Source organism: Gluconobacter sp., assembly GCF_047723935.1.
Taxonomy (GTDB): domain Bacteria; phylum Pseudomonadota; class Alphaproteobacteria; order Acetobacterales; family Acetobacteraceae; genus Gluconobacter.
The window spans coordinates 90,938-112,488 of sequence record NZ_JBDOBO010000004.1; the positions used below are offsets into that span (position 1 = coordinate 90,938).

Genomic DNA, 21,551 nt, shown 5'->3' on the forward strand with positions numbered 1-21,551 from the left:
AAAAATTTCAGTCCAATAGATCGAGAGATCGTAAAGCTGCATCGATAGCCTTACGCGTTGCCTCCTGAGGCTCCACGAGCGGAAGGCGCAGCGTTGCATTGCATAGACCCAGCCGAGACATAGCGTATTTCACCGGCCCAGGGTTGCTTTCCATGAACATGGCATCATGCAGCGGAGAGAGACGATCCTGGATTTCGATCGCATCTTCGATTCGCCCTTCCTGCCAGGCACTATGCATTTCTGCACACAGCGCAGGAACAACATTTGACGTCACACCGATGCAGCCATCACCACCTGCCGCAAGAAACGACACCACTGTGTTATCGTCGCCAGAAAGCTGGTTGAACGGCTTCTTCACGTTTCGCCGGACCGCGATGGGACGAGCCAGATTGGCCGTAGCATCCTTCACGCCAGCAATATTGGGATGCTGAGCGAGGCGTCCCAATGTCTCAGGGGTCAGGTCCACTACAGAGCGACCTGGAATGCAGTACACGTGAATCGGAAGCGGGGTGGCATCAGCAATCGTCATGAAATGACGATACAGGCCTTCCTGCGTCGGCTTATTATAATAGGGAACAACAACCAGAAGACTGCTCGCGCCCACAGAGTGAGCATGGCGTGCCATCTGCACAGCTTCAGATGTACTGTTTGAGCCAGCCCCGGCCATGACAGGAACGCGACCGTTCGATGTCTCAACGCAGTGCGCAATGATGCGGCCATGTTCCTCGTGCGACAGCGTGGGGCTCTCACCTGTGGTTCCTGCGGGCACAAGGCCACTGGTGCCAGCTTCAATCTGGCGCTCAATAAGCTTTGTCGCCACCTCGAAATCAATACGGCCATCCGTATCCATCGGAGTGATCAGAGCCGTCAGCGACCCCTGATACATGCCCGTCTCCACCATTGTCTCGCCTCTGCTCATCATGCGTTCCATCCTGCTCTTCCGATCCGCCAGCGTCATGCGCTGGAACGAGCAAGACTGCGTGGGTATGCACCCAGAATCTTCAAATTATCGCTGACATGCTCCAGCTCTTTCAACGCGGCAGCCAATGCGGGCTGCTCTGGATGTCCTTCAACATCCATCAGAAACTGCGTCGCCGCGAACGAGCCGTTCAGCATGTAACTTTCAATTCGCGTCATATTAATACCATGACGTGAGAATCCACCCAATGCCGCGTAAAGCGCCCCGGGTTTGTTGCCGACTTTCATGAGCAGCGTCGTCAACGTGTCATTACGTTGAGAATCGGGAAAACTTGGCACAGGCGCCACGTGATAAAAGCGCGTCGTGTTGTGGGCCGCATCTTCAACGTTACACCGCAAGATGACGAGACCGTTCAGCTCTCCTGCGAGCGAAGAAGCGATGGCAGCATCTTCTTTCCGGCCCCATTTCGCGACCATTTCGGCAGCACCAGCTGTATCGAACTCCGGTACGACTTCCAGATCCAGCTCATGAATAAGCTTACGGACCTGCCCGAGTGCAACTGGATGCGTGTGAAGACGCCGGATGTCAGAGATTTCGGTACCCGGCACTCCCAAAAGGCAGTGCTCGACACGCTGAAAATGCTCACCAACGATATGCAGTCCAGCATCCGGCAGCAGAGAATGAATGTCAGGCACACGCCCGGCGAGCGAATTTTCACAGGCCAGAAGCGCTTCATCTGCCCGACCGACATGCACGGCCTCAATCGCAGCTGCAAAACTTGCGCAGGGAAGCGTTGTCCAACCTGGTCGAGCCTCTCGGCATGCAAGGTCTGAATAGGCGCCAGGCCGCCCCTGAAAAGCAATTACCGGCATCAGACCAATCCTCTCACTCGTTCCAGATCTTCTGGTGTATCCACACCTTGAGGAGCATGTTCTATCCGGGCACACCCGATGCTCATTCCTGCTTCCAGGGCGCGCAGCTGCTCCAAACTTTCACACCGCTCCAGAGCCGACGGTGGCAGACTGACAAAGCGCTCCAACGCATTTCGACGCCAAGCATACACGCCAACATGATGCCAATGCTGCCCCGCGCCCCATGGAATGGGCATACGCGAAAAATAGAGAGCCCGTGTCACCGTGGCCTCGCCAAAGTCGCAGGCAATCTTGACCACCTGCTCGGCGTCTCGTTCCCAGTCTGACTGAACGGGAGCGGCCAGTGTGCCGATATCACAGGATGGATTTTCCAAAGGCTCGAGCACAGCGGTCAGACTGCCCGGATCAATCAAAGGCAAGTCTCCCTGCAGATTGATCACGACGTCATAAGTTCCTGTCGGGTCGAGTTTTTGAATGGCTGCATGCACACGATCCGAACCGCTGGCCAGAGACGAGTCGGTCAGGACACCCTGAACGCCTTCCAGTCCACTAATGGCATCGAGAATGTCCTGATCGCCCGCAGCAACAACCACTGGTCCGATCTTTGCTTCCAGAGCCCGTTTCGCAACGCGGACAATCATGGGAAGACCGCCAATGTCTGCAAGGGGCTTGCGTGGGAGGCGGGTCGAGGCAAGTCTGGAGGGAATGACGATGATCGGACGCATGGCCCTTCTGATGCCGCCCGCCTGATCGGGCGTCAATCTCACACACGGCTTTCTGGCAGGAATTGAAAGAAAATATGAGCGAAACAGTTCTGGAAAAGGCGCTTTTAGTCGCCGAAGCCTGTGCAGACGCTGCCCGCGAGACAGTCATCCCCCATTTCCGCACGTCGCTACAGGCTGATGCCAAGTCTGATGACAGCCCGGTCACTGTTGCAGATCGTGCTGCTGAAAAAGTTATGCGGTCCATTCTGGAAGACGCTCTGCCAGAACACGCTATCCTGGGCGAAGAAAGCGGAATGAGCGGTTACGAAGGAGACTGGCTCTGGGTGCTGGACCCGATTGATGGAACACGCGCGTTCCTGACCGGCCGCCCAACCTTCGGAACCCTTATTTCGCTTTTTCATAAGGGTCGCCCTGTTCTTGGGTTGATTGACCAACCTCTGACGGGCGAGCGGTGGATAGGCCTTGCCGGGCAGCGGACACGCTTTGTGTCCGCCCGACTGCCCGGTCAGATTGGCACACGCGTATGCCCGGTTCTTGGGCAGGCAGAACTGTCCTGCACATCCCCGGAAATCATGACACCCGATCACGCACCACGCTTTGCGAACCTCCAGAAGCAGGTCCGACGGACATCATGGGGCGGCGACTGTTACGCCTACGGACTACTGGCGCTTGGCCAGATCGATATAATCGCCGAATGCACCATGAACCCATGGGACTGGGGTGCACTTGTTCCGGTCATTGAAGGCGCAGGCGGCAGCATCACGGACTGGCAGGGCAACCCTCTTACGCTCGAAAGTGATGGAACAGTTCTGGCGTGCGGCAACCCTGCCCTGCTCACAGACATCGTGAACCACCTTTCCCATCCGGGAACGATGGGCTAGGCATGACGCCCCGGTGATCATGGGCCGGGACAGGTTGGAATGAGAGCCGGAGCCTTCCGGTTCAGGACCGGGATGGAAATATGGAAACGCACTTCTCTCTCCCCAAGAACAAGATCCGCATCCTCCTGCTTGAAGGCATCCATGAGAGTGCTGTCGAGCATTTTAATGTGCAGGGTTATGCAGAGGTTACGCGTCTGAAAGGCGCTCTTGAAGGCGATGCCCTCAAGGAAGCACTGCAAGGCGTGCACATGGTGGGTATTCGCAGCCGGACGCAGTTGACGCGCGAAGTTATTGAATCTGCGGATCGGCTGATGGCCATCGGCTGCTTCTGCATCGGGACAAATCAGGTCGATCTGACCGCCGCCCGCATGGCCGGTATTCCGGTCTTCAACGCGCCTTACAGCAACACGCGCTCTGTCGCCGAACTGGTGATGGGTGAAGTGGTCATGCTGATGCGCCGCATTCCATCCCGTTCTGAACAGTGCCACCAGGGTGGCTGGGACAAATCCGCCATTAATGCTTGGGAAGTCCGTGGTAAGACGCTCGGTATCGTGGGTTACGGTTCCATCGGTTCACAGCTTTCCGTTCTGGCTGAAGCCTTTGGCATGCGCGTCCTGTATTACGACATCATGCCCCGCCTCCCGCACGGTAATGCCGTTGCAGTCGCGACGCTCAAGGACCTTCTTGCCAAGTCCGATATCGTCACACTGCACGTTCCCCAGACACCGGACACAGACCTCCTGATCGGAGAAGCCGAGATCCGGGCCATGAAGCCCAACTCGATTCTTCTCAACAACGCTCGCGGTAGTGTTGTTGACCTTGAAGCTCTGGCCGCAGCCCTCAAGGACGGCCATCTCATGGGCGCTGGCGTGGATGTGTTCCCAGTCGAGCCCAAGATTGCAGGGGAGCGTTTTGTTTCTCCGCTTCAGGGCCTGGAGAACGTCATCCTCACCCCGCATATCGGCGGCTCCACCATGGAAGCACAGGAGCGGATTGGCGTTGAAGTCGCCCGCAAGCTTGTGGACTACTCTGACGTGGGCTCCACCATCGGTGCCGTGAATTTTCCAAGCGTACAGCTTCCAGAACGCCCTCGTGGCACGCGTTTCATGCACGTTCATGCCAATCGCCCCGGCATCATGCGTCAGATCAATGAGTTGTTCGCGGCCGAGAACTGCAACGTGACAGCGCAGTATCTTCAGACGGACGGTGAAGTTGGTTACGTCGTTGTGGAAGCCGAATCTGCTGGACCGGACATGGACCAGCACCTTCTGGACGGTCTCCGCGCCCTTGATGGAACGCTTCGTGCGCGCCTGATTTACCAGCGTTAACCATCCAGTAATATGTTCTGGCTAAGATCTCGTTTCATGACGACATCTGGCCAGAACACTCCTACCCTCGCCCGTATCCAAAGCTTTGCCTTTGCTGGCATCGAAGCTGTTCCGGTTACAGTTGAAGTTCAGGTTTCGACAGGGCTTCCAGCGTTTCTGCTGGTCGGCATGGCGGACAAATCAGTCGGCGAAGCACGCGAGCGTGTCCGTGCTGCCCTGACGGCCATGGGCCTGGCCCTTCCTCCAAAACGTATTCTGGTCAATCTCGTCCCCGCAGACCTCGCCAAGGAAGGTGCACATTTTGACCTTCCCATCGCGCTCGGGCTTTTGGTCGCCATGGGAATTCTGCCGTTCGAGGCTGTCTCTGCCTATGCGGCCGTTGGGGAGCTTTCGCTGGATGGACGGATCAACCCGGTCAACGGTGTTTTATCCGCAGCACTTGGCGCTGCAGCACATTCTCTAGGGTTAATCTGCCCGGCGCTGCAGGGAAGAGAGGCTCGCTGGGGCAATCCAGACCAAGACATTCTGGCGCCAGACACCCTGCTCGGCGTTGTGTCTCATTTCCGTGGCGAACAGGTTTTAACGCCTGTTCCCGCGGCAGAAGGATACACCCCGGATTATGGCCCTGACCTCGCTGACGTAAAGGGCATGGCTCTTGGGCGTCGAGCACTGGAAATTGCCGCCGCTGGCGGACATTCCGTTCTTATGAGCGGACCACCAGGTGCTGGAAAATCCATGCTCGCATGCAGGTTGCCCGGTATTTTGCCGGATCTCACGACTGAGGAAATGCTGGAAACAAGCCGGATTCACAGTGTGTCAGGGCTCTTGAAAGACGGTCGCCTGACAATCCGGCCGCCGTATCGTGCGCCTCATCACAGTGCCAGTTTGCCTGCGATGGTCGGTGGCGGGGCCAAAGCACGACCCGGCGAAGTCAGCCTTGCCCATAATGGTGTGCTTTTCCTGGATGAATTGCCAGAATTCTCGCGGTCATGTCTGGAAGCTCTCCGACAACCTATCGAGACCGGCTCAATTTCGATCGCCCGCGCTGCCCAGCACACAACCTACCCAGCCCGTTTTCAGTTCATCGCGGCCATGAATCCCTGCCGCTGCGGATATCTGGGAGACCCTGACCGGAGTTGTCGCAAGGCCCCTCGATGCGGAGAAGATTACAGCGCAAAGATCTCAGGTCCGATGATGGATCGCATGGATCTCTGCGTGCAGATTGACCCGCTCTCGCCTATCGAGATCAGTCGTTCGCCTCGGGGTGAAGACAGTGCAACCGTCCGTGCCCGTGTTGAAAAAGCACGCGATCGACAGATTACCCGTCAGAACGTGTGCAATGCTCAGGCCTCGCCAGACCTGTTTGTCATGGACGATGATGCGAGGTCCCTGGCTGAACAGGCTGCCGAAAAACTGCGCCTTTCAAATCGCGGCCTGACACGCCTGATGCGCGTCTCCCGAACGATCGCTGATCTGGAAGGAACGCAGCAGATCCAGCGCCACCATGTAGCGGAAGCGTTAGGATTTCGGCGGCGTTAATCCGTTCTTACGCCGCTTCAGATCCAGAAAAGATGGGATCATTGCGGCCATGATGAACAGCGTGATCCAGAAATTAATCCTCAGGAAAAACGCCGTTCCAAACAGCCAGACGCCATAAAGCAGGGTCGCAGTCATCAAGACATACCCGCAGACCATGACCCACCAGATCATCCATTCCTTGCGTGGCATTACTGATCGACCTGCCGCAAACCGTCCAAGCCCCGCGCCAGATCTGCCTTGAGATCATCTACACTTTCAAGACCGATATGCAGACGGAACGTCGCGGCCTTTGGAGCCCCAGCCTCGGTCACACGGCGGACATGGCCTGTGGTCGGAAGAACAAGGCTCTCGTAACCGCCCCAAGAGGCACCGATCCCAAACATGCTCAGACCATCAATCATGCGTTCCGCAGCCTCGACACTGATATCCGGTTGCAGTTCAACACCGAACAAACCGCAAGCCCCCGTAAAATCGCGCTTCCAGAATTCATGCCCGGGGCAGTCTTGCAGAGCGGGGTGCAGAACCCGGGCAACTTCCGGGCGCGTCTTTAGCCACTGTGCAATCTCAAGAGCCGAACGCGACTGATGCGTGAGGCGCACTCCCATGGTTCGCAGGCCACGCAAGGTGAGCCAGCAGTCATCCGGGCTTGCGCACTGACCTAACTGGATGGATGCGTCACGCAAGGTTTTCCAGTGTGTCTCATCATTAACCGTAATGGACCCGATAATGACGTCAGAGTGGCCGCCGGGATATTTCGTCAGAGCCTGAATGGACACGTCCACGCCATGTTCAAACGGCTGAAACACGCCAATGCCCCAGGTATTGTCCAGAAACAGCAATGCGTCCGCCTGATGAGCGACATCCGCCAGCATCGGTACATCCTGCACCTCGAATGTATGGCTTCCCGGGCTCTCCGCCAGAATAATCCGGGTCTCGGCTCGGATCAGCGCCTCAATCTCTGCGCGTGTCGCCATGGGAGCATAATAGGTTGTGCTGATGCCCATGCGCTTGAGCATCGTATCTGCGAAACGACGTGTCGGACCATAAACCGAATCGGGAAGCAGGAGGTGATCGCCCTGCCCCAGAAATGCCAGAAGCGGCGTCGTGCAGGCACTCAGGCCAGAATTGACGACCTGCGTATGCGTTCCCCCCTCAATGAGCGACAGGAGCTTTTCCAGCTCATGCTGAACGGGCGTCCCCATGGCGCCATATACGGCCTTATGCGAATGGCTTCGACCATCCATCCGGTTCATGGCTTCAAGACTTGGGAAAAGAACTGTCGAGCCCCGTGTGACAGGAAGGTTCACAAGCGTGCCGCTCTCCCTGACATCGGCCCGGCCACCTTGCACCAGCGTTGACGCCAGACGGTTCCAGCCCGCACTCACCTTCGTTTCAAGGTCGCTCATGTTTTATTCTTCTCCGGTCACGATTGGTGCCTGTGGATCGCTGCCCCATTCAGCCCAGGACCCATCATATAACGCGCCATCTGGCAGCCCAGCGATTGCCAGACCAGCCAAGAGCGTTGCCGCCGTCAAACCCGACCCGCAACTGGTAATCACCCGCCGCCCAGCGACCGGAGCAAACAGATCTTGCAGAGACTCAACGGGCAGAAAATGACCGGCCTCATCCACAAGCTGCGTCCAGTCGAGGCTGAGAGCTCCCGGCATATGACCTCCTCGGACACCAGGGCGAGGTTCTGGCACAGACGCTGTGAAACGGGCATGGCTCCGCGCATCCAGCACGATAGTCCGCGAGTCAGCGTTCAGAATGTCGGCGCTTCCAGCGAGTAACCGGTATTGTGGACGCGTCCTGTAGGACACTGGCTGTGTCGGCGCCGGGGCACCATGTTCCAATGCGCCGCCGGCAATTTCCCAGGCTGCCAGTCCGCCATCCAGAATCTTTACATTCTGATGCCCAAAAAGACGGGCCAACCACCACCCTCGGCAGGCTCCAACGCTTCCTTTGCCGTCATAGAAGACAAGAGGTGTCTCTTCACTCAGCCCCAGTTCACCCATGAGACGGGAGAACCGGGCTGCACCCGGCACCGTATGTGGGAGCGGACTATCCGGATCAGCAAAAACATCAATGTCGAATCGGCGCGCATTTGGCAGGCGACGTTCAAGAAAAGCTGCGTCCAGATCGCCCTTCTGACCCGGCAGAAGAACACTGGCGTCGAGCGGAACATATGCCGTCCCAACAGAAAGGAGGTCTTTTGCGGTGATAAGGGGGGAGTTCGTCATGGATCCACCATAGGTCGAGGGATGCGCAGAACGCCAGAGCGTGGCACAGTGTCCAGTCATGAACATGCAGGTCCCAGCCTTGAAGCCCCTGACCGTCCGGAAAACCATTGCATGAAGACCGAACGGATCATTCTTGGCTTCGTCCTTGTCGGAATTGCCTATGGATGTGGAATCATCCTCTGGCCATTCCTTTCGGCTATCCTCTGGGCGGCAATCCTGACTTTTGCGAGTTGGCCCATCTATCGGTGGCTGCGACGCCATATTCGTCCGGCTCTCGCTGCACTCACTATGATGATGCTCAGCGCCGTGACCATTATCGTGCCTTTGTCCGTTCTGACATCTGCCGGAATCAGCGATATTCCAGCAACCATCGCCAGCCTGGACACGCTGCTTCTCAAAGCCGCCTCAGCTGGCCCACCCCCAGCATGGATGGGGCGCATCCCTATGGCTGGCCCACACCTGGTCGAAGGTTGGTATCATCTGACGCATGACGTCGGTGCCGCCACGGAGATGCTGCGTCCTTACTTCGGGCAGATCGCTCATTTCACGCTTGCCGTTCTTGTAAAACTGGCTAGCGGTCTCGTTGAGCTGGTCATGGCGCTGTTCGTCGCATTCTTCCTCTGGTTGAACGGCGACGCCCTCGGCATGACCATTACGGCCCTCATCGCTCGCATTGCTGGCCCACGCGCTACACCACGACTCATCAATGTCATTGGTCGGACCATTCGTGGCACTGTGTACGGCGTGCTCGGCACGGCCATCATTCAAGGCGTCCTGACCGGGATTGGCCTTATGATCGCAGGTGTCCCATCGCCCGTTCTCCTGGCGGGTATCGCAGCTTTCGTGGCTGTCTTTCCCATTGGCGCCCCGTTGATCTGGATTCCAGCGGCCATCTGGCTGGCTATGACCCATCACGTCGGACACGGCCTCTTTCTGGCGGCTTATGGCGTCATCGTCATTTCAGGCGCAGACCACCTGATCCGCCCGATTTTCATTTCACGAGGTGCACAACTCCCCTATCTCCTGACCGTTCTGGGAGTTCTGGGCGGCGTGGTAGCCTTTGGCGGACTAGGGATTTTTCTCGGGCCTGTCCTTTTGGCCATTGGCTACACCCTGACAAGTGAGTTCGCTGCTGGCCCACACAGGCCCCAATCAGGCCCTCTTTATATTTCGGAGTCTCCCAAGTGACGGCATCCCTTACGTCTGGCTCACCGTTTCGCGTTCTGAGCTGGAACCTTCTGCGCTGGGATGGCGCATCGCTCGAAGACATCCTGACAGTTATTCGTGCGGAAAATCCAGACGTCGTCCTGATGCAGGAAGCTCAGGAACCCGTCGATGTCCTGCCAGAAATTCTGGGAGGATATTACGATCGTATCCCTCTTCCCGGCCGCCCACACGGCACAGCCTGCTGGAGCCGTCTGCCTTTCACGCAGCCTCCATCCTTCTGCCATCTACCGCGTGGCCTGATGGTCAAGCGTACGGCGCAGATCCTCGACTTTGGAAATTTCTCTCTCGCCAACGTTCATCTGTCGCACGGTCAGATCCTGAACCGCAGGCAATTACGCAGTCTGACAGCCAACATGCACCGGCGTGCCGTCATCATGGGGGACTTCAATCTTGTTGGCCCAGTGCTCCTGCCCGGCTTTCACGATGTTGGCCCTCGTGAAAAAACACACCGCATGCTGGATCGCCTTCCCTTGCGACTGGACCGATGCCTCGTGCGTGGCGTGAACCGTCTTGAGGCGAAGGCCCTGCCACGCTTTGGCTCTGATCACCGGCCCATCTCGGTGACGCTGCGCCTCAATCCCTGACGGTTACAGGTAAGGAAGAAAAAGCCGGAGCGCCAAATTGCGAATCTGGATTAGATAAGGCGTCCGATCAATATCATGATGGGTCAGGCGGTTTTTCCGATGACTATCCATGAACGCAGACAGGTCGCGCGCGACCCCCGTATCGTAAATCTCCAGATTGATTTCGAAATTCAACCGCAGAGACCGTACATCCAGATTAGTGCTGCCAACAAAGCTCCATTCATCGTCCACAACCATAAGCTTGGAATGGTTGAAAGGCGGATCGGCCATCCATACGCGGCATCCAGCATCCAGAAACGGCCTCAGGTTGGCATCTCGTGCATAATCAATGATGGCATGGTTGCTGCTCCTGGGCACGACAACGTCAATCACTACGCCTCGTAGAGCGGCCAAATTTAGTGCGGCTGAAAATCGATCGTCTGGTAGAAAATATGGTGTCATGAGGCGAACATGCGTCTTTGCCAACGTGATGGCCTGAAGCATTCCGTACTCGATCTTCTCCAGATCCGCATCCGGCCCAGACGTAACAATCCGCATGGGTACATCACCAACCGGAACCGGCTCAGGCAGATACGGCTCCCCACGAAGCTCTTCTCCGGTTGTAAAAGACCAATCCCAGGCGAATGCTACGGAAAGCTGATGCACAATCGGGCCACGCAACTGGAAATGCGTGTCGGCCACCGGCAGTTTGGTGCGAAGACGAAGCATATTCTCCTCACCGATATTCAGGCCACCCATGAAACCTAGACGACCATCCACCACCAGAATTTTACGGTGATTGCGGAGGTTGATGAACGGCATGCGCCACGGCCACACAGAATGCATGAACCGCGAACACTTCACGCCGTCCCGTCGCAGGCGGCGTTCAATCGCACACCTGAAATATCCACTTCCGATTCCATCGACCAGAACACGAACCGCGACGCCCCGTCTGTGTGCTTCCACCAGAGCTTCCGCAAACATTTCTCCGATCCTGTCGGCCCGGAAAATGTAAGAGCACAGCACGATCGACGTCTGCGCCTGATTGATGGCTTCGATCATGACGGGATAGGCATTATCCCCATCATGCAACACCTTGACGGAGTTCCCTCCCATCAGCGGCCGCTCTGTCAGTCGCCCGAGCATCTTCGCCAATGGCGCCAGATGACCATCCATCACTTGCCGGTATTTGGCGAGCAGTTCCCGTCCTTCCCAGGAATGATGATCGATCATCTTCCGGGCCCGGCGATGCACTCGGTTGATGCCGAACATCAGATAAAGCGCCGTCCCGACAAACGGCCCGACCCAGCACACGCCAATCCATCCGGCACAGGCAGAGGTATTCCGTTTGTGCCGTAACGCATGGAGCGTAACGAGAATAGGAAGCGCCCAGCGGAGAAACGTCAGAACACAACCCAGAATAGTCCAGTGCCTCATAAAACTCCCAATCAGGCCGAGGCTATACTCTTCCCGCAAAGATGATGGATGCGCCAGCGTCCTGTCTGGGCTAGGCTAAAGAACGCATCTGGTTTTCCATTGGAGGAGCGGCCCTGTGCAACACCGCCCACAGCTCTTCTACACAACCGAGCCAGCACCATGCCCGTACCTGCCTGATCGCATGGAGCGCAAGGTTCTGACTGATCTTTCCGGCCCGAATGCTTCGGCATTGCATGACCGTCTGTCTCAGGCGGGCTTCCGGCGCAGCCACACAATTGCCTATGCACCGGTCTGCATCGACTGCCGGGCCTGCAAGCCCCTACGCCTTCCTGTGGGACTCTTCACGCCTTCGCGTGCGCAAAAGCGCGTCTGGAAGCATCACGAAACTACCAATGCTGTCATCATACCGCCGGTGCCAACGCAGGAGCAGTTTGCCCTGTTCCAGGCTTATCAGGAAAGTCGCCATACAGATGGCGATATGGCGCATATGTCTTGGCAGGACTACGTCGAACTGATTTCCAACACGCCCGTGGAAACGGTTGTCGTAGAATTTCGAACTCTGGAAGGCCAACTCGTCTGCGTCAGCCTCGTGGATATTATGTCTGACGGCCTGTCCGCAGTTTATACGTTCTACGATACATCCAGCCCGACGGCCTCCTGGGGAACCTTTTCAATCCTGACACTAATCGACATGACCAAACGGCGTGGAAGCCTTCACCTTTATCTAGGCTATTACGTTCCCGGCAGCCGTAAGATGGCTTATAAAGCCACCTTCAAACCTGCCGAAATTTTTCAGGGTGGCCACTGGGAAACACTAACCACCTCGGTCTGACGTCAGCTTGGTTTACGCAGGATCCATTGCGGCGCGGCACGACCAACCGCTCCCCGGCGCCCCTCAAGCGGCGCAAGGTCGGCTGCCGGTCGTACACGTTGCCCTGGCTGCCACAGAAGGCCTTCCTCAAGCGTAAAGGCCCTGAGATCCCGCAATGTGCTCTCGCCCAGCTTCTGAAGAGACACGCCTGACCCACGCGTCATCTCAGGAACCTGTTCCATTGGGAAAATAAGAACGCGCTTGTTATGCCCGACCGCCAGAACATGCGTTCCAACTGCCGGAATACAGGCAAAAACGCTTTCCCCATCCTTGACGTTAAAAACCTGCTTGCCGGTCCGCTTCTCGGCAACAATCCCAGCTTCAGACACAATCATGCCACGCCCACTTTCGGAGGCGATCAGGCGCTTGCCATCCTCCGTCACAGGGAACATGGCAACGATGCGCTCTTCCTGCGCAATGTCCATCAGCGTCCGCACCGGCTGACCAAAACCACGTCCACGGGGCAGATCCGCAGCTTTGAGTGTGAACGCCTTTCCTCCGCTGGCGATCAGGCAGACCCGGTCTGTGCTCTGACATTCCGCCATCAGTCCCGGCGAATCACCTTCCTTGAAGCGATGGCCTTCCGGGTCCAATCCATGGCCTTTCATGGCCCGTATCCAGCCTTCGCTGGACAGCAGAATTGTCAGAGGCTCACGATCAACCTCCAGAGCCGCTGAAATATCGATGGCTTTGGGCGGTTCAGCAATTGTTGTCCGGCGATCACCTAGTGGGCCACTGCCGAATTTCTTGATCGTGGCGTCCAGATCTTTGCCGATCCGTGTCCAGCGCCGCTTTTCAGAACCCAGAAGGGTTTCAAGAGATTTCCGCTCATCCGCCAGTGCATCACGTTCTTTACGGATTTCCATCTCTTCCAGGCGCCGCAAAGAACGCAGGCGCATATTCAGCACGGCTTCCGCCTGAATATCCGTCAAAGTAAAGGTCTTCATAAGGCAGACCTTGGGCTCATCTTCTTCTCTAATGATGCGGATGACCTCATCAAGATTCAGATAGACCGCGAGAAAGCCGTCAAGAATTTCCAGTCGGCGCAGGACCGCCGCAAGACGATGGTTGGAACGTCGAACCAGCACTTCATGCACATGTGCGAGCCAAGCCTGAATGACCTGCTTGATCGACAGAACACCCGGTACACGATCCCCGCCCAGAACATTCATGTTCAAACTGAACCGGCTTTCAAGTGCCGTGTTGCGGAACATCGTCTCCATCAGGACCTCAGGATCACATCCCTTGGTCTTGGGCTCCAGCACCAGACGAATTTCCATGGTGCTTTCATCCCGGACATCTCCGAGCAAGGGCAGCTTACGCTGCTCCATCAACTCGGCAATCTGTTCGATCAGCCGGGATTTCTGCACCTGATAGGGAATTTCAGTGACGACAATGCACCACGTACCAAAACGTCCCTGTTCAACTTCCCAGCGCGCCCGTGTCCGGAAACTGCCTCGCCCAGTTTCGTAAGACCGGATAATCGAATCCCGATCTTCCACCAGAATGCCGCCCGTCGGGAAGTCAGGGCCTGGAATGTAATCGACGAGTTCCGCAACCGTTGCTTCAGGCTTCTCAATCAGCAGCTTTGCAGCTCGGCAGATTTCACCAGCATTGTGAGGCGGAATGCTTGTCGCCATGCCCACCGCAATACCCGCGGAGCCATTGGCCAAGAGGTTCGGGAACGTCCCAGGCAGCACGATCGGTTCGTGATCTTCGTTGTCGTAGGTCGGCCGGAAATCGACAGCATCATCGTTGATGCCATCCAGCAGCGTCTGGGCAATCTCCGTCAGGCGGCTTTCCGTATATCGCATGGCAGCCGCGCCATCACCGTCGATGGAACCAAAGTTACCCTGCCCCTCCACCAACGGATAACGGACGGCAAAATCCTGCGCCAGACGCACCAGCGCTTCGTAAACGGACGCATCACCATGCGGATGAAACTTACCGATCACGTCACCGACGACACGTGCACACTTTTTAAACCCTGATGTGGGATCAAGGCGTAGCTGCTGCATCGCATAGAGGAGGCGCCGGTGCACCGGCTTGAGACCATCACGCACATCCGGAAGGGACCGCGACATGATCGTCGACATCGCATACGCAATATATCGCTCGCTCAGAGCCTCCGCGAGCTTGGTATCCTCAATATGACCCGCCAGATCAACGCCCATGCACTTCCCCTTTTCTCCGCAGGAATTAGACACTGGCGCCCGCTTCTGTCCAGCGCCGCCCTCGTTCTTCTTTCGGCCTGTTCACCCTACCGGCCCATCCTCCATGAGGAAGATACACTGGCTCGCAGCGGCTTTGTCGCCCATCCAGCCGATACAACAGCCCGCTGGCAAATGATGAACCTGCTTCCTGCCAACACCATGACGTACCGCATGCAAGGCAATATTCCGGTCCTGCTCTATGCGGATCCGACAGCCTGCGGGTGCGTCTATATGGGCAATATGTCAGCTTACCACGCTTATCAGTCCGGCCACCATGTCTCTGCGAATGAAGAACAACGTATGACCGCAGAAATTAATCAGCATCCGGGATGGGACTGGTCAGTCTGGAACTGGCGCGCGGACCCGGATGTCGTCAGCGGCCTTCGTCCAGGTCCGGTTCAGGTGCAATACTGACCGCATCACTCTGCAACTCGTTTGGCTCTGTCAATTTACGGACACGTTCGAAAAGCCTTTCGCGGGCTGCAGGCAATGGTTGATGCCGGACGCCAAAAACCCAGCGTGCCAGGAAATGACCTGTCAGGGTCATTCCCTGTAGCCATTCGTCAGGCAGGCCTTCTTCTTCGTCATGTCGGAGGAAGGCCGGAAGCGGCAATAGACGGTCCCGCCATTCTCCTGCTCCCGCAACGCTGACAGCCCGGCCAGATCGTGGAGAGACAAAATCTAGATCTTCAGTCGTCTCCGTAACTGCACAGGTCGAAAGATCCAGACCGTACCCAAGGCCACCGAGCAGTTCACGTTCCCAGCGAATATAGGCCGCCATGGGAGGCGGCTCGGGAGCAACAGCAATCAATGTAAGTAGACGGATCAAGCGCATGAAAAGCTCAGGATGAGGCTCACCCTGTGGGAGCGCCCCGTCAGCGAGGGCACACGCACTACTGACCATCGCCAGTTGCAACGGCAAGTCCAGCAATCTGGCTCCCACACTTTGCACTGGCTCGGCAGTCACACCTCCAAGCTGATCAGACAACCGGGCGCGCCATCTGGCCATAACAAGATTACCGGTTTGCCAAAGTGGGGCCTGTTTCCGTGAACCACCACCACGGACCATTCCATGCGAAACACCGTGCTCTTCGCTCAACAGGTGAACAAGTGCACTGCCTTCGCCGTAGGGTCGAACGGAGAGAACAAGCGCAGCGGCTTCCCATTCCATCATTGCAAAGCAGCCCCACAGCCCCTCAAAACAGAAAAACTCCCGCACGATGACCATGCGGGAGTTTCCAGTCTCTCGTATCCAACTGAACAGGCAAGCCCATCAGCCGGAAAAAGAAAGATCTTACTTCGTGCCAGCAGCAGCAGCCACTTCAGCAGCGAAGTCGTTTTCTTCCTTTTCGATGCCTTCGCCAAGCTGGAAGCGCTCGAAACCAATCAGCTTCGCGCCAGCCTTCTCAACGACCTTGGACACGCGGCTTTCGCCGTCCAGCACCCAGACCTGCTCAAGAAGAACAACTTCTTCGTAGAACTTGCGGACACGACCTTCGACCATCTTTTCGATGATGGCTTCCGGCTTGCCGGACTCACGAGCCTGCTCGATCAGAACAGCGCGCTCACGCTCCAGAGATTCCGGATCAACGCTTGCAACGTCCAGAGCAGCCGGACGGGTTGCAGCAACGTGCATACCAATCTGGCGGCCGAGCGTCAGAATAGCTTCGCTCTCGGACGGTGCTTCAAGAGCAGCCAGAACGCCGATCTTGCCAATGCCCGGACGCAGTGCACTGTGCACGTAGCTTGCGACAACGCCGGTCTCTACGGACAGAACCTTAGCGCGACGGATGGACATGTTTTCACCGATCGTGGCGATCAGGTGCGTCAGTTCGTCTGCAACCGTACGGCCAGACGGAACCTTGGAAGCCTTGATGGTTTCCAGGTCATCACCAACTTCCAGAGCAACCTGCGCAACCTGCTCAACGAAAGCCTGGAATGCTTCGTTACGGCCAACAAAGTCCGTCTCGGCATTGACTTCAACCATAGCGGCACGGTTCGGGCCGGAAACAACGCCAACCAGACCTTCTGCCGTGGTACGGCCAGACTTCTTGGCAGCCTGGGACAGGCCCTTCGTGCGCAGCCAGTCGATGGCGGCTTCCATGTCGCCAGAGGCTTCAGTCAGAGCCTTCTTGCAATCCATCATGCCTGCGCCGGTGCTTTCGCGTAGCTCGCGAACCAGGGCTGCGGTGATCTCTGCCATGTTCTCTTATCCCTCGAAAAGATCATGCGGCCGAGCGTAAACGCCCGACCGCATGCATGTTTTTCAGTTGCCGTGCCATCAGAGAGAACACGGCACGCTGTCTCAGTTAGCGGCTGGAGCCTGCTCACCTTCGGCGACGGCAGCTTCAAGAACTGCAGTCTCAGCCGGAAGCTCTTCTTCAGCGCCGATATCGTGGCCGGAAGCAGCCAGCTCAGCAGAAATGCCGTCCAGAACTGCGCCAGAAATCAGGTCACAGTACAGGGTGATGGCGCGGATAGCGTCGTCGTTGCCCGGGATCGGGTACGTGACACCGGCCGGGTTGGAGTTGCTGTCCAGAATGCCGATGACCGGAATGCCGAGCTTGTTGGCTTCTTCAACAGCCAGCTTTTCCTTGTTCGTATCGATCACGAAAATCAGGTCAGGCAGGCCGCCCATTTCCTTGATACCGCCGAGGGAGCGCTCGAGCTTCTCACGGTCACGGGTGATGTCGAGAACTTCCTTCTTCGTCAGGCCAGCCGTGTCACCGGACAGCATGTCGTCAATCTGGCGCAGACGCTTGATGGAACCCGTGATGGTCTTCCAGTTCGTCAGCATGCCGCCGAGCCAGCGGTGGTTCACATAGTACTGGCCGCAACGCTGGGCAGCTTCAGCAACATGCTCAGCAGCAGCGCGTTTCGTTCCAACGAAAAGAACGCGACCACCGTTTGCAACCGTCTCGCGGACCAGCTTCAGGGCGCGGTCCAGCAGGGGAACGGTCTGCTGCAGATCGATAATGTGGACCTGATTGCGAATACCAAACAGGTACGGCGCCATTGCAGGGTTCCAACGGCGGGTGTGGTGACCGAAGTGAACGCCGGCTTCAAGGAGCTGGCGCATGGTGAATTCTGGCATTGCCATGATTCAAATTCCTAGCATCTGGTTAGACCTCCGCATGACGACGTCCCTTGCGGAACACCAGAAAACCTCATGGTCATGCGTGCGGATTGTCCGCCAACCTCCTTGAAGGGAAGAAAACGGACGAGCGCGATATGGCTGATACGCGCCCTTATTGCAAGAATTTTCTCTGGTTTATCGTTGTTCAGCCTTCTCTACGCCACGAATGGTGCGCATCCGCTCCGCCAACCGAGGCGTCACGCGATATGTCCCGGGCAGAAGGATTTCCACATCCTGCGTCTCTTCCAGAGATGGAAGCAGTACGACACGCCCATGTCCGCCACGCATTTCTTCAAGCATTTCGGAAAGACTGGGCAAAGCGGATGACTGGCGAAGCCACACACGCATTTCAGACCGCTCAGCAGCAGCCGCGACCTCCAGATCCATGACGCTCTGGGCCGTAATCCGCAGAGCGTCCCCGTCCAGTTTGAGTTCAGCCTGCACAAGAATAGCTTGCCCTGCGACCAGAAGATCTCGGCAGGAAATCAATGTCTCAGCAAAGAGCGTAACTTCACAACCACCACCACTATCCGAGAGATTGACCCACGCCATTTTCTTACCAGTTCGGGTAGGACGCTCTTTCTTATCCACGACGCATCCAGCGATTTTGACGCGGGTACTCCCTGTTTTTGCAGCATTTTCCAGTGCGTTCGACGGCGTGACCCCAAGGCGTCTAAGGACCGTGCGGTATGCATCCAGAGGATGGGCGCTCATATGGAAACCAATAGCAGACGCTTCCAGCGAGAGACGTTCGAAGTCCGGCCACGGGCGTCCTTCATTCAGACGGAGAATTTCCCGCTCCTGTCCGCTCCCGCCAAACAGACCCGTCTGACCAACCTGCTGTTCCTGCGCTCTCGCTTGCGCCCGGCGGATGAGAATGTCCGCACTCGCGAATACGGTGTGACGGTCTTTAAGAAGACTATCAAAAGCTCCTGATTTTGCGAGATTTTCTATCTGGATTTTGTTGATGCTTTTAGGGTCACATCGCTCTGCAAAATCTGTTAGATCCTTGAAAGGACGGTCCCCGCGAACTGCCACCACCGCCTCCATGGCGGCAGTCCCGACGCGCTTGATGGCTGAAAGCGCATAACGAATGCCCTGACGCCCGTCCTCCAGTGTCTCAATGGAGAAATCCGCCATTGAGCAATTGATATCAACGGGAAGTACCGAAATTTTCATACGCTTTGCTTCCTGACAAAGCGCAGCGAGTTTATCCGTCTTTTCCCGCGCCAGAGACATACAGCCAGCAAGGAATGCGACTGGATGGTTCGCTTTCATCCAAGCCGTTTGATACGAAACCAGAGCATAGGCAGCTGCATGTGACTTGTTAAAGCCATAGTCCGCAAAACGAGCCATAAGATCAAAGACTTCTACGGCTTTATCTTTTGGAATTCCTCGGGCCGTAGCGCCATCAGTGAAGATCTCGCGTTGCTTCTCCATTTCAGACGCAATCTTCTTGCCCATGGCGCGTCTCAGAAGGTCAGCACCACCAAGGCTGTAGCCCGCCATCTTCTGAGCGATCTGCATAACCTGTTCCTGGTAGACCATGATCCCATAGGTCTCTTCCAGAATATCCCGAATTTCTTCGTGAGGCGGCTCCCATGCTTCGCCATGTTTACGCCGACAATAGTCCGGAATGTTGGCCATCGGCCCCGGTCGATACAACGACACACCGGCAATCAGATCTTCCAGACGGCTGGCGGCCATCTGTTTGAGCATATCGCGCATGCCCGCGCCTTCAAACTGGAAGACACCAGCCGTGTCTCCCTTCGCGAGCATTTCAAAAGTCTTTTTATCGTCTAACGGGATACGTGAGAGATCGACTATAATTCCTTGTTCTTTAAGGAAATCCAGACCACGCTTCAGGATGGTTAATGTGGTCAGACCAAGGAAGTCGAACTTGACCAGTCCTGCCTGCTCAACAAACTTCATGTTGTACTGAGTGACCAGCATGTCGCTCTTCGGGTCTCGATAAAGCGGCACCAGTTCGACCAGTTCTCGGTCACCAATCACGACGCCTGCAGCATGTGTTGAAGCGTGTCGATAGAGACCTTCAAGCTGAAGAGCAATTTCCAGAAGCCGTTTCAAAGCTTCATCGCTGTCTCGCATCTCCTGCAGGCGCGGTTCGCCCTCAATCGCCTGCGCCAGCGTCACTGGTTTGGCAGGATTATTCGGGATCAGTTCTGCAACGCGGTTAACCATGCCGTAAGGCAAACCAAGTACACGACCAACGTCACGGACGGCAGCTTTGGCCTGAAGCTTACCGAAGGTAATGATCTGAGCGACACGGCTTCCACCGTATTCCTCACGAACATAACGGATAACTTCGTCTCGCCGGTCCTGACAGAAGTCGATATCAAAGTCAGGCATCGAGACACGTTCCGGGTTCAGGAAGCGCTCGAACAGCAAGCCGAAGGGTAGCGGATCAATATCGGTGATGGTCAGTGCATAAGCCACCAGTGAGCCTGCACCTGATCCACGCCCGGGCCCGACGGGAATATCATGCGCTTTTGCCCACTGAATGAAGTCGGCAACGATCAGGAAGTAGCCTGGGAAGCCCATCTTCGCGATGATGTCGAGTTCAGTTTGCAGACGATCTGAATAGATTTTTCGTTTATCTTCGTCCGCACTGATCGCTTCAAGGCGCTTTTCCAGCCCTTCCCATGCCATGGCACGAAGCGTTTCTTCTTCTGTTGAGCCCTCACGAACCTTCGGGCAAATCGGCAGAAGTGGCTTTCGCGTGCATGCAGCGATGGCACATTTCTGCGCAATAATGAGCGTATTGTCGCAGGCTTCTGGCAGATCCTTGAAAATCTCACGCATCTCGGCCGGCGTCTTGAACCAGGCCTGCGGGGAAACATGCCAACGATCAGCTTCAGCCATCGTACGCCCCTGCGCAATACAGATGAGCGCATCATGGGCTTCATGCATCTGCGGCGTCGGGAAAAAGCATTCGTTGGTAGCGACAAGAGGAATATCAAGCTTGTCTGCTAGTGGGATCAGAACGCTTTCGATTTCGCGTTCACCCGCCGCGCCGAAGCGATTGAGTTCCACCGCAATATTACCTGGAAAAGCGTCTGCCAGACGACGCAGCAGTTCTTCTGCCTCACCTTTCTGCTCGTCATAAATCAACCGATTGATCGGCCCACGATTGCCACCAGTCAGAAGAAACAACCCGTCGGCATGCTGACACAGCACATCCACAGCGATTGTTGGATCAGCCGGATCACCGTTCAGAAAGCCCTCAGAGGACAGAATCTGGAGATTGGCCAGCCCCGTCTCGTTCCGGGCCAGCACTACCAGCGGCTCAGAAGGAGCTCCGGGCTTGGTACTGCGCGATGGGAGTGAGAGCTGGCAGCCGACAATCGGCTGCACACCGCTGCTTCGGCAGTAAAGAGAAAATTCCAGAGCACCAAATAGGTTGCCACTGTCCGTCAATGCAACGGCAGGCATACCGTTCTTCACAGCCAGACTAACCAGATCTGGAATGCGAATGGCGCCCTGGCTCAGGGAGTAAGCTGAGTGATTACGGAGATGGACAAAATCGGCATGAGGCATGCCTCTATTCTATCAGGACCGGCGAGCAGATACAGCGCTCTT

At 56.6% G+C, this 21,551-nt stretch carries 19 protein-coding genes; 7 read left to right on the forward strand and 12 right to left on the reverse strand.

Annotation, left to right across the window (positions count from 1 at the left end):
- Positions 1 to 7 precede the first annotated feature (7 nt).
- From dapA to ABF979_RS04070, 3 genes are read right to left on the reverse strand one after another with little or no spacing between them, the layout of a single operon-like run.
- Complete coding sequence (gene dapA / locus ABF979_RS04060) at positions 8 to 931, reverse strand: 4-hydroxy-tetrahydrodipicolinate synthase (protein ID WP_252347496.1); 924 nt, start codon at positions 929 to 931, stop codon at positions 8 to 10.
- A gap of 23 nt (positions 932 to 954) precedes the next feature.
- Complete coding sequence (locus ABF979_RS04065; protein ID WP_415557953.1) at positions 955 to 1,791, reverse strand: prephenate dehydratase; 837 nt, start codon at positions 1,789 to 1,791, stop codon at positions 955 to 957.
- Positions 1,791 to 2,516, reverse strand: coding sequence for a 3-deoxy-manno-octulosonate cytidylyltransferase (locus ABF979_RS04070; RefSeq protein WP_415557990.1), 726 nt, complete (start codon positions 2,514 to 2,516; stop codon positions 1,791 to 1,793). Before ABF979_RS04070 ends, ABF979_RS04065 begins: the two co-directional genes overlap by 1 nt.
- A gap of 74 nt (positions 2,517 to 2,590) precedes the next feature.
- On the opposite strand from ABF979_RS04070, the gene ABF979_RS04075 reads away from it, so the two are divergent.
- The 3 genes from ABF979_RS04075 (at position 2,591) to ABF979_RS04085 (ending at position 6,264) form a co-directional block, all read left to right on the forward strand.
- On the forward strand, positions 2,591 to 3,397 hold the full coding sequence (locus ABF979_RS04075) for an inositol monophosphatase family protein (RefSeq protein ID WP_415557955.1): 807 nt from the start codon (positions 2,591 to 2,593) through the stop codon (positions 3,395 to 3,397).
- Between the two features lie 80 nt (positions 3,398 to 3,477).
- The gene (serA, locus tag ABF979_RS04080; RefSeq protein WP_415557957.1) at positions 3,478 to 4,725 is read left to right on the forward strand and encodes a phosphoglycerate dehydrogenase; all 1,248 of its coding nucleotides are present in this window, start codon (positions 3,478 to 3,480) and stop codon (positions 4,723 to 4,725) included.
- 36 nt (positions 4,726 to 4,761) lie between these two features.
- Positions 4,762 to 6,264, forward strand: a complete 1,503-nt coding sequence (locus ABF979_RS04085; RefSeq protein WP_415557959.1) for a YifB family Mg chelatase-like AAA ATPase — start codon at positions 4,762 to 4,764, stop codon at positions 6,262 to 6,264.
- On the opposite strand, the gene ABF979_RS04090 is transcribed toward ABF979_RS04085, so the two are convergent.
- Genes ABF979_RS04090 through ABF979_RS04100 form a run of 3 tightly spaced genes read right to left on the reverse strand, consistent with a single transcriptional unit; the run spans position 6,244 to position 8,564 of the window.
- Complete coding sequence (locus ABF979_RS04090) at positions 6,244 to 6,453, reverse strand: hypothetical protein (RefSeq protein ID WP_215750847.1); 210 nt, start codon at positions 6,451 to 6,453, stop codon at positions 6,244 to 6,246. The genes ABF979_RS04085 and ABF979_RS04090 overlap by 21 nt on opposite strands.
- Positions 6,453 to 7,670 carry a cystathionine beta-lyase gene (gene metC / locus ABF979_RS04095; protein WP_415557961.1) on the reverse strand — a complete coding sequence of 406 codons (1,218 nt, stop codon included), beginning with the start codon at positions 7,668 to 7,670 and terminating at the stop codon, positions 6,453 to 6,455. Before metC ends, ABF979_RS04090 begins: the two co-directional genes overlap by 1 nt.
- Before the next feature lie 3 nt (positions 7,671 to 7,673).
- On the reverse strand, positions 7,674 to 8,564 hold the full coding sequence (locus ABF979_RS04100) for a sulfurtransferase (RefSeq protein WP_415557963.1): 891 nt from the start codon (positions 8,562 to 8,564) through the stop codon (positions 7,674 to 7,676).
- Positions 8,565 to 8,615: 51 nt separating this feature from the next.
- Here ABF979_RS04100 and ABF979_RS04105 point away from each other — a divergent pair, with 51 nt between their 5' ends.
- Both ABF979_RS04105 and ABF979_RS04110 read left to right on the forward strand, forming a co-directional pair.
- Complete coding sequence (locus ABF979_RS04105) at positions 8,616 to 9,692, forward strand: AI-2E family transporter (protein WP_046901442.1); 1,077 nt, start codon at positions 8,616 to 8,618, stop codon at positions 9,690 to 9,692.
- Positions 9,689 to 10,315: an endonuclease/exonuclease/phosphatase family protein gene (locus ABF979_RS04110; RefSeq protein WP_415557965.1), complete on the forward strand. Its 627-nt coding sequence runs from the start codon at positions 9,689 to 9,691 to the stop codon at positions 10,313 to 10,315. Before ABF979_RS04105 ends, ABF979_RS04110 begins: the two co-directional genes overlap by 4 nt.
- Positions 10,316 to 10,318: 3 nt before the next feature.
- On the opposite strand, the gene cls is transcribed toward ABF979_RS04110, so the two are convergent.
- Entirely contained in the window at positions 10,319 to 11,731 is a 1,413-nt protein-coding gene (cls, locus tag ABF979_RS04115; protein ID WP_415557967.1) for a cardiolipin synthase, read from the reverse strand.
- Positions 11,732 to 11,846: 115 nt separating this feature from the next.
- On the opposite strand from cls, the gene ABF979_RS04120 reads away from it, so the two are divergent.
- The gene (locus ABF979_RS04120; RefSeq protein WP_415557969.1) at positions 11,847 to 12,563 is read left to right on the forward strand and encodes an arginyltransferase; all 717 of its coding nucleotides are present in this window, start codon (positions 11,847 to 11,849) and stop codon (positions 12,561 to 12,563) included.
- A gap of 2 nt (positions 12,564 to 12,565) precedes the next feature.
- Here the strand turns inward: ABF979_RS04120 and parC are convergent, their stop codons facing one another.
- Positions 12,566 to 14,776 carry a DNA topoisomerase IV subunit A gene (gene parC / locus ABF979_RS04125; RefSeq protein WP_415557971.1) on the reverse strand — a complete coding sequence of 737 codons (2,211 nt, stop codon included), beginning with the start codon at positions 14,774 to 14,776 and terminating at the stop codon, positions 12,566 to 12,568.
- On the opposite strand from parC, the gene ABF979_RS04130 reads away from it, so the two are divergent.
- On the forward strand, positions 14,753 to 15,229 hold the full coding sequence (locus ABF979_RS04130) for a hypothetical protein (protein ID WP_064273156.1): 477 nt from the start codon (positions 14,753 to 14,755) through the stop codon (positions 15,227 to 15,229). The genes parC and ABF979_RS04130 overlap by 24 nt on opposite strands.
- On the opposite strand, the gene recO is transcribed toward ABF979_RS04130, so the two are convergent.
- From recO to dnaE, 4 genes are all read right to left on the reverse strand, one after another.
- A complete protein-coding gene (recO, locus tag ABF979_RS04135) occupies positions 15,189 to 15,986 on the reverse strand; it encodes a DNA repair protein RecO (RefSeq protein WP_415557992.1) in 798 nt (265 codons plus the stop codon). The two genes, ABF979_RS04130 and recO, sit on opposite strands and share 41 nt — an antisense overlap.
- 123 nt (positions 15,987 to 16,109) lie before the next feature.
- Positions 16,110 to 17,018, reverse strand: coding sequence for a translation elongation factor Ts (gene tsf, locus ABF979_RS04140; RefSeq protein ID WP_046901436.1), 909 nt, complete (start codon positions 17,016 to 17,018; stop codon positions 16,110 to 16,112).
- A gap of 102 nt (positions 17,019 to 17,120) precedes the next feature.
- Positions 17,121 to 17,915, reverse strand: a complete 795-nt coding sequence (gene rpsB, locus ABF979_RS04145) for a 30S ribosomal protein S2 (RefSeq protein WP_046901435.1) — start codon at positions 17,913 to 17,915, stop codon at positions 17,121 to 17,123.
- Between the two features lie 171 nt (positions 17,916 to 18,086).
- Entirely contained in the window at positions 18,087 to 21,509 is a 3,423-nt protein-coding gene (dnaE, locus tag ABF979_RS04150) for a DNA polymerase III subunit alpha (protein WP_415557974.1), read from the reverse strand.
- Between the last annotated feature and the right edge of the window lie 42 nt (positions 21,510 to 21,551).

Bases quoted from the DNA above. Each gene is read 5' to 3' on its own strand.
- recO (WP_415557992.1), bottom strand. From the start codon at position 15,986: ATGGAATGGGAAGCCGCTGCGCTTGTTCTCTCCGTTCGACCCTACGGC.
- ABF979_RS04065 (WP_415557953.1), bottom strand. From the start codon at position 1,791: ATGCCGGTAATTGCTTTTCAGGGGCGGCCTGGCGCCTATTCAGACCTT.
- ABF979_RS04100 (WP_415557963.1), bottom strand. From the start codon at position 8,564: ATGACTGGACACTGTGCCACGCTCTGGCGTTCTGCGCATCCCTCGACC.
- ABF979_RS04090 (WP_215750847.1), bottom strand. From the start codon at position 6,453: ATGCCACGCAAGGAATGGATGATCTGGTGGGTCATGGTCTGCGGGTAT.
- dapA (WP_252347496.1), bottom strand. From the start codon at position 931: ATGGAACGCATGATGAGCAGAGGCGAGACAATGGTGGAGACGGGCATG.
- ABF979_RS04130 (WP_064273156.1), top strand. From the start codon at position 14,753: ATGACCCGCCAGATCAACGCCCATGCACTTCCCCTTTTCTCCGCAGGA.
- metC (WP_415557961.1), bottom strand. From the start codon at position 7,670: ATGAGCGACCTTGAAACGAAGGTGAGTGCGGGCTGGAACCGTCTGGCG.
- ABF979_RS04070 (WP_415557990.1), bottom strand. From the start codon at position 2,516: ATGCGTCCGATCATCGTCATTCCCTCCAGACTTGCCTCGACCCGCCTC.
- cls (WP_415557967.1), bottom strand. From the start codon at position 11,731: ATGAGGCACTGGACTATTCTGGGTTGTGTTCTGACGTTTCTCCGCTGG.
- parC (WP_415557971.1), bottom strand. From the start codon at position 14,776: ATGGGCGTTGATCTGGCGGGTCATATTGAGGATACCAAGCTCGCGGAG.
- serA (WP_415557957.1), top strand. From the start codon at position 3,478: ATGGAAACGCACTTCTCTCTCCCCAAGAACAAGATCCGCATCCTCCTG.
- dnaE (WP_415557974.1), bottom strand. From the start codon at position 21,509: ATGCCTCATGCCGATTTTGTCCATCTCCGTAATCACTCAGCTTACTCC.
- ABF979_RS04085 (WP_415557959.1), top strand. From the start codon at position 4,762: ATGACGACATCTGGCCAGAACACTCCTACCCTCGCCCGTATCCAAAGC.
- rpsB (WP_046901435.1), bottom strand. From the start codon at position 17,915: ATGGCAATGCCAGAATTCACCATGCGCCAGCTCCTTGAAGCCGGCGTT.
- ABF979_RS04075 (WP_415557955.1), top strand. From the start codon at position 2,591: ATGAGCGAAACAGTTCTGGAAAAGGCGCTTTTAGTCGCCGAAGCCTGT.
- ABF979_RS04105 (WP_046901442.1), top strand. From the start codon at position 8,616: ATGAAGACCGAACGGATCATTCTTGGCTTCGTCCTTGTCGGAATTGCC.
- tsf (WP_046901436.1), bottom strand. From the start codon at position 17,018: ATGGCAGAGATCACCGCAGCCCTGGTTCGCGAGCTACGCGAAAGCACC.